Source organism: Pseudomonas sp. 13159349 (genome assembly GCF_013305685.1).
Taxonomy (GTDB): Bacteria; Pseudomonadota; Gammaproteobacteria; order Pseudomonadales; family Pseudomonadaceae; genus Aquipseudomonas; species Aquipseudomonas asiatica.
On sequence record NZ_CP045553.1, the window covers coordinates 2,207,115 to 2,222,531 of the forward strand.

Genomic DNA, 15,417 nt, shown 5'->3' on the forward strand with positions numbered 1-15,417 from the left:
GTTCAAGAAAGGAGAAACACCATGGCCGAAGCAAAAGTACTCAGTGGCGCAGGCCTGCGCGGCCAGGTGGCCGGCCAGACCGCGCTGTCGACCGTGGGCCAGGCCGGTGCCGGGCTGACCTACCGCGGTTACGATGTGCGTGACCTGGCAGCCGGTGCCGAATTCGAGGAAGTCGCCTACCTGTTGCTGTACGGCGAGCTGCCGAACAAAGCCGAACTGGCCGACTACAAGCGCAAGCTCAAGGGCCTGCGCGACCTGCCGCAAGCCCTGAAGGAAGTGCTCGAGCGCATCCCGCGTGACGCCCACCCGATGGACGTGATGCGCACAGGTTGCTCGGTGCTGGGTACCCTGGAGCCCGAACTGACCTTCGAGGCCCAGCGCGACAAGACCGACCGCCTGCTGGCGCTGTTCCCGGCGGTGATGTGCTACTGGTATCGCTTCACCCACGATGGCGTGCGTATCGACTGCACCAGCGACGAAGACACCCTCGGTGGCCACTTCCTGCACCTGCTGCACGGCAAGAAGCCGAGCGAGCTGCACGTCAAGGTCATGAACGTGTCGCTGATCCTCTACGCCGAGCACGAGTTCAACGCCTCGACCTTCACCGCTCGCGTCTGTGCCTCGACCCTGTCCGACCTGTACTCCTGCGTCACCGCTGCCATCGGCTCCCTGCGCGGCCCGCTGCACGGCGGTGCCAACGAGGCGGCGATGGAATTGATCGAACGCTTCCAGAGCCCGCAGGAAGCCACTGCCGAGCTGCTGCGCATGCTCGAGCGCAAGGACAAGATCATGGGCTTTGGCCATGCCATCTACAAAGAGTCCGACCCGCGCAACGAGGTGATCAAGGGCTGGTCGAAACAGCTCGCCGACGAAGTCGGTGACAAGGTGCTGTACCCGGTCTCCGAAGCCATCGACAAGACCATGTGGGAGCAGAAGCGCCTGTTCCCCAACGCCGACTTCTACCACGCCTCGGCGTACCACTTCATGGGCATCCCGACCAAGCTGTTCACCCCGATCTTCGTCTGCTCGCGCCTGACCGGCTGGGCGGCGCACGTCTTCGAACAGCGCGCCAACAACCGCATCATCCGCCCGAGCGCCGAGTATGTCGGCGTCGAGCAGCGCCAGTTCGTGCCGATCGAACAGCGCTGACAGGCCGTACCTGTGGGGGTCTGTTCCGGCCTCATCGCCGGCAAGCCGGCTCCCACAGGGACTGCACCAGCCTCAGGAGCAGTGCAATACCTGTGGGAGCCGGCTTGCCGGCGATGAGGCCGGAACAGCTGACACAGGGCTGCAACTAGAAAGCTATCCACGACCGTACCGTGACCGAGCCTGATAACGATATGAACACTGCATTCCGCAAGCACCTGCCAGGCACCGACCTGGACTACTTCGATGCCCGCGCGGCGGTCGAGGCCATCAAGCCCGGCGCCTACGATGGCCTGCCTTACACCTCTCGCGTACTCGCCGAAAACCTGGTGCGCCGCTGCGACCCGGCTACCCTCGACGCCTCGCTGGGCCAGCTGATCGAGCGCAAGCGCGACCTCGACTTCCCGTGGTTCCCGGCCCGCGTGGTGTGCCACGACATTCTCGGCCAGACCGCACTGGTCGACCTCGCCGGCCTGCGTGACGCCATTGCCGACAAAGGCGGCGACCCGGCCCAGGTCAACCCTGTGGTGCCGGTGCAGCTGATCGTCGACCACTCGCTGGCCGTCGAGTGCGGTGGTTTCGACCCGCAGGCCTTCGAAAAGAACCGCGCCATCGAAGACCGCCGCAACGAAGACCGCTTCCATTTCATCAACTGGACCAAGAAGGCGTTCAAGAACGTCGACGTGATCCAGCCGGGCAACGGCATCATGCACCAGATCAACCTGGAGAAGATGTCGCCGGTGATCCACAACGACCGTGGCGTGGCCTACCCGGATACCTGCGTCGGCACCGACAGCCACACCCCGCATGTCGACGCCCTGGGCGTGATTGCCATCGGCGTGGGTGGCCTGGAGGCCGAGAACGTGATGCTCGGCCGTGCCTCGTGGATGCGCCTGCCGGAAATCGTCGGCGTCGAGCTGACCGGCAAGCTGGCGCCGAACATCACCGCCACCGACCTGGTGCTGGCCCTGACCGAATTCCTGCGCAAGCAGAAAGTCGTCGGCGCCTACCTGGAGTTCCACGGCGAGGGTGCACGTGCCCTGACCCTGGGCGACCGCGCCACCATTTCCAACATGGCCCCGGAATATGGCGCCACTGCGGCGATGTTCGCCATCGACCAGCAGACCATCGACTACCTGCGCCTGACCGGTCGCGAAGAGCAACAGGTCAAGCTGGTGGAAACCTATGCCAAGGCCACCGGCCTGTGGGCCGACAGCCTGGGCGGTGCAGTCTACGAGCGCACGCTGAGCTTCGACCTGTCGAGCGTGGTGCGCAACATGGCCGGCCCGTCCAACCCGCATGCCCGCGTCGCCACCAGCGACCTGGCGGCCAAAGGCATCGCTGGCAGCTGGGAAGAAGTGCCAGGGCAGATGCCAGATGGCGCGGTGATCATTGCTGCCATCACCAGCTGCACCAACACCAGCAACCCGCGCAACGTGATTGCCGCAGGCCTGCTGGCGCGCAATGCCAACAAACTGGGGCTGGCCCGCAAGCCGTGGGTCAAGTCGTCGCTGGCGCCTGGTTCCAAGGCCGTGCAGCTGTACCTGGAAGAAGCCGGGCTGGAGAAGGAGCTTGAGCAGCTCGGCTTTGGCATCGTCGCCTTCGCCTGTACCACCTGCAACGGCATGTCCGGTGCCCTGGACCCGGTGATCCAGCAAGAGATCATCGACCGTGACCTGTACGCCACTGCCGTGCTGTCGGGTAACCGCAACTTCGACGGGCGCATCCACCCGTATGCCAAGCAGGCCTTCCTCGCTTCGCCGCCACTGGTGGTGGCATACGCCATCGCTGGTACCATTCGCTTCGACATCGAAAAGGATGTACTGGGCGTGGTCGATGGCAAGGAAATCCGCCTCAAGGATATCTGGCCCAGCGACGAAGAAATCGACGCCGTGGTACGTGCCGCGGTCAAGCCGGAGCAGTTCCGCAAGGTGTACATCCCGATGTTCGCCATCGAGGAAGACCGTGGGCCGAAGGTGGCGCCGTTGTATGACTGGCGCCCGATGAGCACCTACATCCGCCGCCCACCGTACTGGGAGGGTGCCTTGGCCGGTGAACGGACCCTGCGCGGCATGCGCCCGCTGGCAGTGCTGCCGGACAACATCACCACCGACCACCTGTCGCCGTCCAACGCCATCATGCTCGACAGTGCTGCCGGCGAGTACCTGGCGAAGATGGGCCTGCCGGAGGAGGACTTCAACTCTTACGCTACCCACCGTGGCGACCACCTGACCGCCCAGCGCGCCACCTTTGCCAACCCCAAGCTGTTCAACGAAATGGTGCGCAAGGAAGACGGCAGCGTGAAGCAGGGCTCGCTGGCGCGTATCGAGCCGGAAGGCAAGGTCACCCGCATGTGGGAGGCGATCGAGACCTACATGGAGCGCAAGCAGCCGCTGATCATCGTCGCCGGTGCCGACTACGGCCAGGGTTCGTCCCGTGACTGGGCGGCCAAGGGTGTGCGCCTGGCCGGTGTCGAGGCGATCGTCGCCGAAGGCTTCGAGCGTATTCACCGTACCAACCTGGTGGGCATGGGCGTGCTGCCGCTGGAGTTCAAGCCGGGCACCGACCGCAAGACCCTCGGCCTGGATGGCAGCGAAACCTATGACGTGCTGGGCGCGCGTACGCCGCGGGCGACGCTGACCCTGGTGGTCACCCGCGCCAACGGCGAGCGCCTGGAGGTGCCGGTGACCTGCCGCCTGGACACCGCCGAGGAAGTGTCGATCTACGAGGCCGGCGGGGTGCTGCAACGCTTCGCCCAGGACTTCCTGGAAGCGACCGCCTAATTGCAGGGGGCCGCTTTGCGGCCCATCGCCGGCAAGCCAGCTCCCACAGGGATTGCACAATCCTGCAGCCAGCTGGGTTCCTGTGGGAGCTGGCTTGCCGGCGATGGGCTGCATGGCAGCCCTGGGTTTTCATGTCTATCAGACAGGACAGCACATCCATGGCTCATGTACCGCAAGTAAAAATCCCCGCCACCTACATCCGTGGCGGCACCAGCAAAGGCGTGTTCTTCCGCCTGCAAGACCTGCCCGAGCAGGCGCAGATCCCCGGCCCGGCCCGCGACGCACTGCTGCTGCGGGTGATCGGCAGCCCCGACCCTTACGGCAAGCAGATCGACGGCATGGGCGGTGCCACTTCGAGCACCAGCAAGACCGTGATCCTGTCGCAGAGCATCAAGCCTGAGCACGACGTCGACTATCTGTTCGGCCAGGTCAGCATCGACAAGGCCTTCGTCGACTGGAGCGGTAACTGCGGCAACCTCTCCGCCGCGGTCGGTTCGTTCGCCATCAGCAGCGGCCTGGTCGACCCGGCGCGCATTCCGCGCAATGGCATCGCCACCGTGCGCATCTGGCAGGCCAACATCGGCAAGACCATCATCGCCCATGTGCCGATCACCGAAGGTGAAGTGCAGGAAACCGGCGACTTCGAGCTGGACGGGGTGACCTTCCCGGCCGCCGAGGTGCAGCTGGAATTCTTAGATCCGGCGGCCGATGAAGATGGCGACGGCGGGGCGATGTTCCCCACCGGCAACCTGGTCGATGACCTCGAGGTGCCGGGTGTCGGTACGTTCAAGGCGACCCTGATCAATGCCGGCATCCCGACCATCTTCGTCAATGCGGCGGATATCGGCTACACCGGCACCGAACTGCAGGACGCCATCAACGGCGATCCGCAGGCGCTGCTGCGCTTCGAGACGATTCGCGCCCATGGCGCCGTGCGCATGGGCCTGATCGACAACGTCGACCAGGCTGCCGGGCGTCAGCACACGCCGAAAGTGGCTTTCGTCGCGCCGCCGAGCACCTACACTGCGTCCAGTGGCAAAGCGGTGCAGGCAGGTGATATCGACCTGCTGGTACGGGCCTTGTCGATGGGCAAGCTGCACCATGCAATGATGGGGACGGCCGCGGTGGCCATCGGTACCGCGGCGGCCATTCCGGGCACGCTGGTCAACCTCGCCGCAGGCGGGGGCGAGCGCAGCGCCGTGCGTTTCGGCCACCCCTCGGGCACCCTGCGGGTGGGGGCCGAGGCGCGCCAGGTGAATGGTGAATGGACAGTGACCAAGGCAATCATGAGCCGCAGTGCTCGCGTGCTGATGGAGGGCTGGGTTCGCGTGCCTGGCGATAGCTTCTAACGCACCACTGGCGCTCGGCTTTAGTTCGTTGGGGCCGCTTTGCGCCCCTTCGCGGGCAAGCCCGCTCCTACACGGTGTGCGCGGTACCTGTAGGAGCGGCCTTGTGTCGCGAAGGGCTGCAAAGCAGCCCCGGCAATTCTGAAGGGAGCTGGATATGAGCGCCAACGTAGACCTCAACGCCCGCCCAGACTATGACCGGGTGCTGCAAACCCTCGCCGATTACGCCCTCACGTACCGGGTCGAATCCGCCGAAGCCCTGGATACCGCGCGCAACTGCCTGATGGATACCCTCGGCTGCGGCCTGCTGGCCCTGCGCTTCCCCGAATGCACCAAGTTGTTAGGCCCCCAGGTGGAAGGCACCGTGGTGCCCAACGGCGCCCGCGTGCCCGGCACCGCCTACCGCCTCGACCCGGTCAAGGCTGCCTGGGACATCGGCTGCACGGTGCGCTGGCTGGACTACAACGATACCTGGCTGGCCGCCGAATGGGCCCACCCCTCGGATAACCTTGGCGGCATCCTGGCCGTTGCCGATCACCTGTCGCAGAAGCACGTGGCCGCAGGTGAGGCACCGCTGCTGATGCGTGATGTGCTCGAAGCCATGGTCATGGCTCACGAGATTCAGGGCGTGATGGCGCTGGAAAACGCCTTCAACCGCGTTGGCCTCGACCACGTGATACTGGTCAAGGTGGCCTCAACCGCGGTGTGTGCGAGGCTGATGGGGGCCAACCGTGAGCAGATGCTGAGCGCTCTTTCCCATGCCTTCGTCGACGGCCAGGCGCTGCGTACCTACCGCCATGCACCCAACGCTGGCTCGCGCAAATCGTGGGCCGCTGGTGACGCTTCCAGCCGTGGCGTGCGCCTGGCCGATATCGCCCTGCGTGGCGAGATGGGCGTGCCTGGCGTGCTCACCGCGCCGCAGTGGGGCTTCTACGATGTGCTGTTCAGCCACACCAACAAGGACCTGGCGCTCAAGCCGTCCGAGCAGCAAGAGCTGCGCCTGCCGCAAGCCCTGGGTAGCTACGTGATGGAAAACGTGCTGTTCAAGGTCAGTTTCCCTGCCGAGTTCCACGCTCAGACTGCCTGCGAGGCGGCGGTAGCCCTCCACCCACTGGTGCGTAACCGCCTGCACGAAATCGACCGTATCGTCATCACCACCCAGGAGTCGGCGATCCGCATCATTTCCAAGAGCGGTCCGCTGGCCAATGCCGCTGACCGCGACCACTGCCTGCAGTACATGGTGGCAGTGCCGCTGATTTTCGGGCATCTGGTGGCCGAGCATTACGAAGACGCCTTCCATGCCAACCATCCAAGCATCGACCGCCTGCGCGAGAAGATGGAGGTGGTTGAAGACCCGCGCTTCAGCCGTGAGTACCTGGAGGCGGACAAGCGCTCGATCGCCAACGCACTGCAAGTGTTCTTCAAGGATGGCAGCAGTACCGAGCAGGTGGTGGTGGAATACCCGATCGGGCATCGCCGGCGGCGAGGGGAGGGCATACCGTTGCTGGAGGCCAAGTTCAGGGAAAACCTGGCGACGCGCTTTGCGCGGCAGCGGTGTGGGGAGATCGTGGATGTGTGCAAGGACCAGCAGAAGCTGGAGCAGATGGCGGTGCACAGGTTTGTCGACCTGTTCGTGATCTGAGTCGGCCTGCACAGCGCTCAAGGCCTGTGCAACCCCTGTAGGAGCAGCCTTGCGCTGCGAAGAGGCCATTAAAGCTCAGGAGAGTCTGTCGCCTTGCTGGCCTCTTCGCAGCGCAAGGCTGCTCCTACAGGGGTCTCGGCTGGTGCGGGCAAAACAAGAAAGCCCCGACATTTCTGCCGGGGCTTTCTTTTACATCTTACAACTCAGCTTACGCCTGAACCACCGGGATCTTGGCGTTGGCTGCCGCTTCGCGGAACTCGGCGATCTGGTCGAAGCTCAGGTAGCGGTAAACGTCGGCAGCCATGCTGTCGATGTCCTTCGCGTACTGCATGTACTCTTCAACGGTCGGCAGCTTGCCGATGATCGAAGCGACAGCGGCCAGCTCGGCCGATGCCAGGTACACGTTGGTGGCGTCGCCCAGACGGTTCGGGAAGTTACGGGTCGAGGTGGAGACCACGGTCGAACCGGTCTGCACACGTGCCTGGTTACCCATGCACAGCGAGCAGCCTGGCATTTCCATGCGTGCGCCGGCCTTGCCGTAGATGCCGTAGTAGCCTTCTTCGGTCAGCTGGTGAGCGTCCATCTTGGTTGGCGGAGCCAGCCACAGACGGGTCGGGATACCGCCCTTGACCTTGTCCAGCAGCTTGCCGGCAGCGCGGAAGTGGCCGATGTTGGTCATGCACGAGCCGATGAACACTTCGTCGATCTTCTCGCCCTGTACCGAAGACAGCAGGCGGGCATCGTCCGGGTCGTTCGGTGCACAGAGCACAGGCTCTTTCACTTCGGCCAGGTCGATTTCGATGATCTCGGCGTATTCGGCATCGGCGTCGGCCGACAGCAGCTCAGGCTTGGCCAGCCAGGCTTCCATGGCCTGGGCGCGGCGCTCCAGGGTGCGGGCATCGCCGTAGCCTTCGCCGATCATCCAGCGCAGCAGGGTGATGTTGGACTGCAGGTACTCGGCGATGGCCTTCTCTGGCAGCTTGATGGTGCAACCGGCAGCGGAACGCTCGGCAGAGGCGTCGGACAGCTCGAAGGCTTGCTCGACGGTCAGCTCGTTCAGGCCTTCGATCTCGAGGATGCGGCCGGAGAAGATGTTCTTCTTGCCCTTCTTCTCGACGGTCAGCAGGCCCTTCTGGATGGCGTAGTAAGGGATGGCGTGGACCAGGTCACGCAGGGTGATGCCTGGCTGCAGTTTGCCCTTGAAACGCACCAGCACGGATTCTGGCATGTCCAGCGGCATGACGCCGGTGGCGGCGGCGAAGGCCACCAGGCCGGAACCGGCCGGGAACGAGATGCCGATCGGGAAGCGGGTGTGCGAGTCGCCACCGGTACCCACGGTGTCAGGCATCAGCATGCGGTTCAGCCAGCTGTGGATGATGCCGTCGCCCGGGCGCAGCGACACGCCGCCACGGGTGCGGATGAAGTCTGGCAGGGTGTGGTGGGTGGTGACGTCGATCGGCTTCGGATAGGCCGCGGTGTGGCAGAACGACTGCATCACCAGGTCAGCGGAGAAGCCCAGGCACGCCAGGTCTTTCAGCTCGTCGCGGGTCATCGGGCCAGTGGTGTCCTGGGAACCGACGGTGGTCATCTTCGGCTCGCAGTAGGCACCTGGGCGCACGCCCTGGCCTTCTGGCAGGCCGCAGGCACGGCCGACCATTTTCTGTGCCAGGGTGAAGCCCTTGCCCGAATCGGCAGGCTGCTCCGGCTTCTTGAACAGGTCGGAGGCGCCCAGGCCCAGTTCGGCACGGGCCTTCTCGGTCAGGCCACGGCCGACGATCAGCGGGATACGGCCGCCAGCGCGGACTTCATCCAGCAGCACTTCGGTTTTCAGCTCGAAGGTGGTGACCAGTTCGTCGCTGCCGTTACGGCGCACTTCGCCCTTGAACGGGTAAACGTCGATGACGTCGCCCATGGCCAGGTTGGTGCAGTCGAATTCGATCGGCAGGGCGCCGGCGTCTTCCATGGTGTTGTAGAAGATCGGGGCGATCTTGGTACCGAAGCAGAAACCACCGGCGCGCTTGTTCGGTACGTACGGGATGTCGTCGCCGAAGAACCACAGCACCGAGTTGGTGGCGGATTTGCGCGAAGAGCCGGTACCGACCACGTCACCGACGTAGGCAACCGGGTAACCCTTGGCCTTGACCGCTTCGATCTGGGCCAGCGGGCCGACCGAACCAGGCTGCTGCGGCTCGATGCCGTCGCGGGCCATCTTCAGCATGGCCAGTGCGTGCAGCGGGATGTCAGGGCGCGACCAGGCGTCCGGGGCAGGGGACAGGTCGTCGGTGTTGGTTTCGCCAGGCACCTTGAACACGGTCAGGGTGTACTTGTCGGCGATGGCCGGACGCGAGGTGAACCACTCGCCGGCAGCCCAGGATTGCAGCACGGCCTTGGCGTGAACGTTGCCGGCCTTGGCTTTTTCGGCCACGTCATGGAAGGCATCGAACATCAGCAGGGTGTGCTTGAGCTGTTCGGCCGCGACGGCGCCCAGTTCGGCGTCATCCAGCAGTGCGACCAGCGTTTCGATGTTGTAGCCGCCCTGCATGGTGCCCAGCAGTTCGGTGGCGTGCTTGCGGTCGATCAGAGGCGACTTGGCTTCGCCTTTGGCGACGGCGGAGAGGAAAGCGGCCTTGACATAGGCAGCTTCGTCGACCCCTGGCGGTACGCGGTGGGTGATCAGGTCTACGAGGAAGGCTTCTTCGCCGGCCGGCGGGTTTTTCAGCAGCTCGACCAGGCCTGCAGTTTGTTCGGCGTTCAGCGGCTGGGGCACGATACCCAGGGCGGCACGCTCTTCGATGTGTTTGCGGTAGGCTTCAAGCACAGTTATTTCCCTCATCAGTGGTCCCTAAAGGGGGTCCGGGACGCTCATCCAGCATTCAATGCACCCATGCGCTGCCACGGCTTTGTGGGCCGCCCAGCCAGAGTCGCAAAGAATCCTTACAGAAGCTGCTTTCAAAGTTTTACGCCTGCAGAACGGGGAGCTGATGAGGGCTGGCACGGGCATGCGAGGGATGCATGGCCCGGGCCAACGCCGTTCTACCGGATGAACTGTGCTCGTGACGCTTTGAAAACAGCTTCCAACGGACATTGTTGCCTTTGAAAAGGCGGGATGATTCTACGGCAAAAAAAGCCCGAAGGTAAGGCGGCGAAGATGACTTTAACGAGTGACCCTGGTTAGACAAAGGGCTAACATGGGTTCGTGTTCCATCGCCAAGCTGTTGTTTTTCATGTCCAACAAGTCCATCAAGACCCCTTGTGTCGGCCTGTGCTCCACGGTTTACGGAGACACGGTTTGCCGTGGCTGCAAGCGGTTTCACCACGAAGTGATCAGCTGGAACGGCTACGACGATGCGCAGAAGCGCGCCGTGTGGCTGCGCCTGGAGCAGCTGCTGGTGCAGGTGATGATGGCCAAGCTGGAGGTGTTCGACAAAGGTTTGCTGCGCCAGCAACTGGAGCAGCGTTCCATCCGCTTTGTCGAGCAGCAGTCGGAATATTGCTGGGCGTACCAGCTGATTGCCCGCGGGGCGCGGATGATCCGTGACCTGGAAGCCTATGGCATGGTGCTGTTGCCGGAGTTTCGCGACTGGGAACTGCCGCAGTTGCGCGACGCCATCGACCGCGAGTTCTTCCTGCTGTCCGAGGCGCATTACCAGCGCTACATCGCCCCCGGTTTCCTGCGCGATGCCTTGGAGGCGGGGCAGGGCTGAAGCTTTGTTGGGGAAGCTGCCGGCCTCTTCGCGGGCATTGCCCGCGAATGGGCTGGTGCGTTTACCAAATCAGTCGCCGGTATATTCGCAACCGCTGGTGCAGGTTTCGTGGATGCGCACCTTCGACAGTTCCGGCAGCAGCGGCTTGACCTGGTCCCAGATCCACTTGGCGATCACTTCGCTGGTAGGGTTTTCCAGGCCCGGGATGTCGTTCAGGTAGTTGTGGTCCAGTTGCTCGTAGATCGGCTTGAAGACCGCCTTGATCTCGGCGAAGTCGCGGATCCAGCCGGTGTGCGGGTCGAGCGGGCCGGTCAGGTGCAGGCCGACCTTGAACGAGTGGCCGTGCAGGCGACCGCATTTGTGCCCGGCAGGGACGTGCGGCAGGCGGTGGGCCGATTCGAATGTGAATTCCTTGAAGATTTCCACGCTGTCATAACTCTATGTGAATCAAGAATGCGCGCAGTCTACCAGCATGGCCGCTACAAGGCTTGCAGGCGTTCATGCAACCGCCCGGTGGCAATCAGCTCCAGCAACTCGTCGCCCAGCCGCTGGCTCTCGGCAATGGCCTTGTACCAGTAGCGCTTGCGGCCAGGCGCATCGCCCATGAAACGCTTGAAGTCATTGCGGTCGGGCAGCTTGCCGTAGGGCAGGGCCGCCAGGTACTGCGGCGAGGGCGTCATCAGCAGCACGTTCTGCAGGCGCGTGGCATCGCCCTTGCGCCAGGGCAGGGCCTTGTCGAACCAGCCGGGTACGACCTTGTCGGTGAAGTGCGGGTACAGCACCAGGTCGTCGCCGCGGTAGGGCAGGTCGAGGTGGTAGTCGAGCAGGCCGCCGTCGCGGTAGGTGCCTGCACCTGCGCCAGGGATGTCTTTCACGCCTTCCATGACCATGGGGATGGAGCCCGAGGCAAGCAGGGCATGGCGCAGGTTGGCCAGGTCCAGCGGCAGGCAGCGCGAGGGGAAGTCGGTCAGTGCGTCGAGCGGCGGCGTGGCGCGGCCGTCGTGCAGGATGACGCGCTCGAAGTGCCGTGCCAGGCGCGAGCGGCCGAGCAGGTTGCTGGCGATCACCGAACCCAGGCCGAGGCCCAGGCGGCCGCGATGGTCGTGGGCGAGCTGGCCATGGCTCTTCACTACCAGGATGTTCAGGCGATAGTGCGGGTTGGCCAGCAGCTGGCTGTCGCGGCCTTGCAGCAGGTCATCGAGCATGTGTTGGCAGCTGCGGCTGATTTCGGCCGGGGTGACGCCCTTGGCGAAATCCTGCTCGGTGTACAGTTCGCCCAGGCGACGGATGCCTGCTACCGGGTCGTCGAGGCAGGCACTGGCAAAGCGCCAGGCGCCGATCGAGGCGCCGATCAGCGCACGTTGGCGTGGCGCCGACGGCAGCCACTCACCGAACAGCGCCAGGTCCAGGCCCTGGATGCCCAGCGGCTTCGGCCCGCCAGCCGCACCCGGCAGCACACCGACGTCGGCCGCCTGCAGGCCGCGCTCGCGGACCTGCCGCAGGGCACGTTGGCCGGCCTTGAAGGTGAGGGCGGGGTATTTGATGTGAATGGCGCTCATGGCGGGTCTCTTGGGCGGCAGGCGAGTCATTGTAAAGGGTTCAAGGCATGCACAGGTATTTGTGCCATTGCCGAGGCCTGTGATGAACGGGTGGGAGCTGCGCTATCATGGCGCCAGTTGTTTTCAGGTTGAATTAAGGACCGGTGGTTAATCTTAACCCCGTAGACAACTTGTACAGTTCTCAGGAGAGAAGAACGATGAAACGCATGACTGCCCTGTTCACCGTAGCCGCCGCCCTTGCCCTGGGCGCCCATTCCGCCATCGCCAAGGATGTGCAGCCCGACGAAGTGGTCAAGCTGGTAGATGCCAAGACCGTCAAGTCGCTGGACGAACTCAAGGCCGCCGCCGTGGCCAAGCACCCAGGTGCCACCGTCACCGACTCGGAACTTGAAGATGAGTACGGTCGCTACATCTACAAGGTCGAGCTGCGCGACACGCAGAACGTCGAATGGGACGTGGCGCTGGACGCCAAGACCGGTGAAGTGCTGAAGGACGAGCGGGACAACTGATGATCCACCTACTGCGGCCGGCGCGCTACTTCGCGCTGGCGCTGCTGGCCGTGTGTTCCCTGGCCGTTGCCCGAGACCTCGATCAGGACGAAGCCCTGGAACTACGCCAGAAGGGCATCATCCTGCCGCTCGAGCATCTGCTGGAAACCGCCCTGGGGCGTCACCCCGGGGCGCGCCTGCTGGAGGCCGAGCTGGAAGAAGACGACAATCGCTACGAATACGAAGTCGAGTTGCTGACAGCTGAAGGCGTGGTGCGCGAGATCAAACTCGATGCCAGCAGCGGTGCCCTGCTAAAAGACGAGGAAGACGACTGAATGCGCCTGTTGCTTGTCGAGGACAATGTACCGTTGGCCGATGAACTTACCGCAGGCCTGCAGCGCCAGGGCTACGCCGTGGACTGGCTGGCCGATGGCCGCGACGCGGTGTACCAGGGCCAGAGCGAACCCTACGACCTGATCATCCTGGACCTTGGCTTGCCGGGCCTGCCGGGCCTGGAGGTGCTGGCCCAGTGGCGTGCCGCCGGCCTGGCCACGCCGGTGTTGATCCTTACTGCCCGTGGCTCGTGGGCCGAGCGTATCGAAGGGCTGAAGGCCGGGGCGGATGACTACCTGAGCAAACCCTTTCACCCCGAAGAGCTGCAGCTGCGCATCCAGGCGTTGTTGCGCCGTGCCCGTGGCCTGGCCAACCAGCCGACGCTGGAAGCGGCCGGCCTGCACCTGGACGAAAGCCGGCAGTGCGTGAACCGTGACGGCGTGGATATCCAGCTGACCGCCGCCGAGTTCCGCCTGCTGCGCTACTTCATGCTGCATCCGCAGCAGATCCTGTCCAAGAGCCACCTGGCCGAGCACCTCTACGACGGTGAAACCGAGCGCGACTCCAACGTGCTGGAAGTGCACGTCAACCACTTGCGACGCAAGCTGGGCCGCAGCGTCATCGAGACCCGCCGCGGGCAGGGCTACATCTACGCCGGGAGCGCCGCGTGAAGTCGATCCAGGCGCGCCTGAGCCTGGGCCTGGTGGCGGTGCTGGTGGTGGTCGGCCTGGTGCTTGCGCAGCTGACCCTGTGGTTGTTCGAGGTCGGCCTGCAGCGCTACCTGGAGAATGGCCTGCGCAAGGAAAGCGAAAACCTGCTGGTGGCCCTGGTGCGCGGGCCTTCGGGTCTGCAGTTGGATGAGCGGCGTATCTCGGCCGCCTACCAGCGGCCGTTTTCCGGCTATTACTTCCGCATCGATTTCGATAAAGGCACCTGGCGTTCCCGGTCGCTGTGGGATCTGGACATGCCCAAACCCGCCGCGCCGGGCCTTTCCGACAGCCACGAACTCGGCCCGGAAGGCCAGCAACTGCTTGCCCTGCGTGCCGACTACCGGCGCCTGGGCCAGGACATCTCGATCAGTGTGGCACAGGATTATTCACCGGTACGCGAAGGTTTCCGGCGCCTGCAGCAGATCGGCCTGGGCATGGGCCTGGTGGCGCTGATCCTGGTGCTGGTGTTGCAGCGCATCACCGTGACTCGCTCGCTGCGGCCGCTGGAGCGGGCACGCCAGCAGATCGCCCAGTTGCAGCAGGGCCAGCGCTCGCAGCTGGATGCCGAAGTGCCCAGCGAACTGGCGCCGCTGGTGGGGCAGATCAACCACCTGCTGAGCCATACCGAAGACAGCCTGCGCCGCTCGCGCAATGCCCTGGGCAACCTGGGCCATGCATTGAAGACGCCGCTGGCGGTGTTGCTGAGCCTGGCCTCCAGCGAGCGCCTGAAAGACCTACCGGATGTTCGCGTGCAGATGCGCGAGCAACTGGAGCAGATTCAGCAGCGCCTGGCGCGTGAGCTGAACCGTGCGCGCCTGGCGGGGGATGCGCTGCCTGGTGCGCAGTTCGACTGCGACGTCGAGCTGCCGGGGCTGCTGGGGACACTGGGCATGATCCATGGCGAGGGCCTGCTGCTGGCCAGGGATGTGCCGCCCGGGCTGCTGCTGCCTTGGGACCGCGAGGACATCCTGGAGCTGCTCGGCAACCTGCTGGACAACGCCTGCAAGTGGGCCGACAGCGAGGTGCGGCTGGGTATCGCGCCGAGTACCGATGGCTACCAGGTGTGGGTCGATGATGATGGCCCCGGTATCCCCGAGGGCCAGCGGCAGCAGGTGCTGGAGCGCGGCTCGCGGCTGGACGAGCAGGTAGACGGGCACGGGCTGGGGTTGGGCATCGTGCGCGATATCGTCGAGGCCTGGGGCGGGCGCCTGGCGCTGCTGGATAGCCCGTTGGGCGGCTTGCGGGTAAGCATCGACTTGCCGCGCAAGGCTCGGTAATGCCGGGGCCGCTTTGCGGCCCATCGCCGGCAAGCCAGCTCCCACAGGTACAGCGTTGCTCTCGAGGTTGTCGCTGTACCTGTGGGAGCGGCCTTGTGTCGCGAAAGGGCCGCAAAGCGGCCCCAGGATTGATGCGCAACAGTTGAAATTGCTGGGGCTGCTTTGCAGCCCTTTCGCGACACAAGGCCGCTCCCACAGGGAGCGCGCCAACTTTTAGAATTTGAGCAAGACAGTTGCTCCCACGCCGCTCGCATCGACCTCAAGCCATGTGCAGGGCCCTGTGGGAGCTGGCTTGCCGGCGATGGGCTGCAAAGCAGCCCCATTGTGGGAGCCGACAAGCATGACCCCGTGGGCCATATCACCACTGCAAAAAAATTGCAGTACAGCCGCATTTTTTTGAATTAGCCCAATCTCACCCCACCCGGCAAA

12 protein-coding genes are annotated in these 15,417 nt (G+C 64.4%); 9 read left to right on the forward strand and 3 right to left on the reverse strand.

Annotation, left to right across the window (positions count from 1 at the left end; genetic code table 11):
- Positions 1 to 21 precede the first annotated feature (21 nt).
- The 4 genes from prpC (at position 22) to prpD (ending at position 6,917) form a co-directional block, all read left to right on the forward strand.
- The gene (prpC, locus tag GEV38_RS10430; RefSeq protein ID WP_015269714.1) at positions 22 to 1,149 is read left to right on the forward strand and encodes a 2-methylcitrate synthase; all 1,128 of its coding nucleotides are present in this window, start codon (positions 22 to 24) and stop codon (positions 1,147 to 1,149) included.
- Between the two features lie 191 nt (positions 1,150 to 1,340).
- Complete coding sequence (gene acnD, locus GEV38_RS10435; protein WP_015269715.1) at positions 1,341 to 3,929, forward strand: Fe/S-dependent 2-methylisocitrate dehydratase AcnD; 2,589 nt, start codon at positions 1,341 to 1,343, stop codon at positions 3,927 to 3,929.
- 158 nt (positions 3,930 to 4,087) lie between these two features.
- The gene (prpF, locus tag GEV38_RS10440; RefSeq protein ID WP_054572632.1) at positions 4,088 to 5,278 is read left to right on the forward strand and encodes a 2-methylaconitate cis-trans isomerase PrpF; all 1,191 of its coding nucleotides are present in this window, start codon (positions 4,088 to 4,090) and stop codon (positions 5,276 to 5,278) included.
- Between the two features lie 154 nt (positions 5,279 to 5,432).
- On the forward strand, positions 5,433 to 6,917 hold the full coding sequence (gene prpD, locus GEV38_RS10445; protein ID WP_015269717.1) for a 2-methylcitrate dehydratase: 1,485 nt from the start codon (positions 5,433 to 5,435) through the stop codon (positions 6,915 to 6,917).
- A gap of 208 nt (positions 6,918 to 7,125) precedes the next feature.
- Here the strand turns inward: prpD and acnB are convergent, their stop codons facing one another.
- Complete coding sequence (gene acnB / locus GEV38_RS10450) at positions 7,126 to 9,735, reverse strand: bifunctional aconitate hydratase 2/2-methylisocitrate dehydratase (RefSeq protein WP_015269718.1); 2,610 nt, start codon at positions 9,733 to 9,735, stop codon at positions 7,126 to 7,128.
- Positions 9,736 to 10,141: 406 nt separating this feature from the next.
- On the opposite strand from acnB, the gene GEV38_RS10455 reads away from it, so the two are divergent.
- Complete coding sequence (locus GEV38_RS10455; RefSeq protein ID WP_015269719.1) at positions 10,142 to 10,621, forward strand: DUF1289 domain-containing protein; 480 nt, start codon at positions 10,142 to 10,144, stop codon at positions 10,619 to 10,621.
- A 69-nt stretch (positions 10,622 to 10,690) separates the two neighbouring features.
- Here GEV38_RS10455 and queD read toward each other — a convergent pair whose 3' ends face one another.
- Both queD and GEV38_RS10465 read right to left on the reverse strand, forming a co-directional pair.
- Complete coding sequence (gene queD, locus GEV38_RS10460) at positions 10,691 to 11,047, reverse strand: 6-carboxytetrahydropterin synthase QueD (RefSeq protein ID WP_015269720.1); 357 nt, start codon at positions 11,045 to 11,047, stop codon at positions 10,691 to 10,693.
- 53 nt (positions 11,048 to 11,100) lie between these two features.
- Positions 11,101 to 12,180 (reverse strand): patatin-like phospholipase family protein, encoded by a 1,080-nt coding sequence (locus GEV38_RS10465; protein WP_015269721.1) that lies wholly within the window; start codon positions 12,178 to 12,180, stop codon positions 11,101 to 11,103.
- A gap of 197 nt (positions 12,181 to 12,377) precedes the next feature.
- On the opposite strand from GEV38_RS10465, the gene GEV38_RS10470 reads away from it, so the two are divergent.
- The 4 genes from GEV38_RS10470 to GEV38_RS10485 are packed head-to-tail and all read left to right on the forward strand — an operon-like array spanning position 12,378 to position 14,988.
- Positions 12,378 to 12,689 (forward strand): PepSY domain-containing protein, encoded by a 312-nt coding sequence (locus tag GEV38_RS10470; RefSeq protein ID WP_015269722.1) that lies wholly within the window; start codon positions 12,378 to 12,380, stop codon positions 12,687 to 12,689.
- Positions 12,689 to 13,003, forward strand: coding sequence for a PepSY domain-containing protein (locus GEV38_RS10475; protein WP_013971918.1), 315 nt, complete (start codon positions 12,689 to 12,691; stop codon positions 13,001 to 13,003). Before GEV38_RS10470 ends, GEV38_RS10475 begins: the two co-directional genes overlap by 1 nt.
- Complete coding sequence (locus tag GEV38_RS10480; protein ID WP_013971919.1) at positions 13,004 to 13,672, forward strand: response regulator transcription factor; 669 nt, start codon at positions 13,004 to 13,006, stop codon at positions 13,670 to 13,672.
- Complete coding sequence (locus GEV38_RS10485) at positions 13,669 to 14,988, forward strand: sensor histidine kinase (protein WP_054573835.1); 1,320 nt, start codon at positions 13,669 to 13,671, stop codon at positions 14,986 to 14,988. Before GEV38_RS10480 ends, GEV38_RS10485 begins: the two co-directional genes overlap by 4 nt.
- Positions 14,989 to 15,417 lie beyond the last annotated feature (429 nt).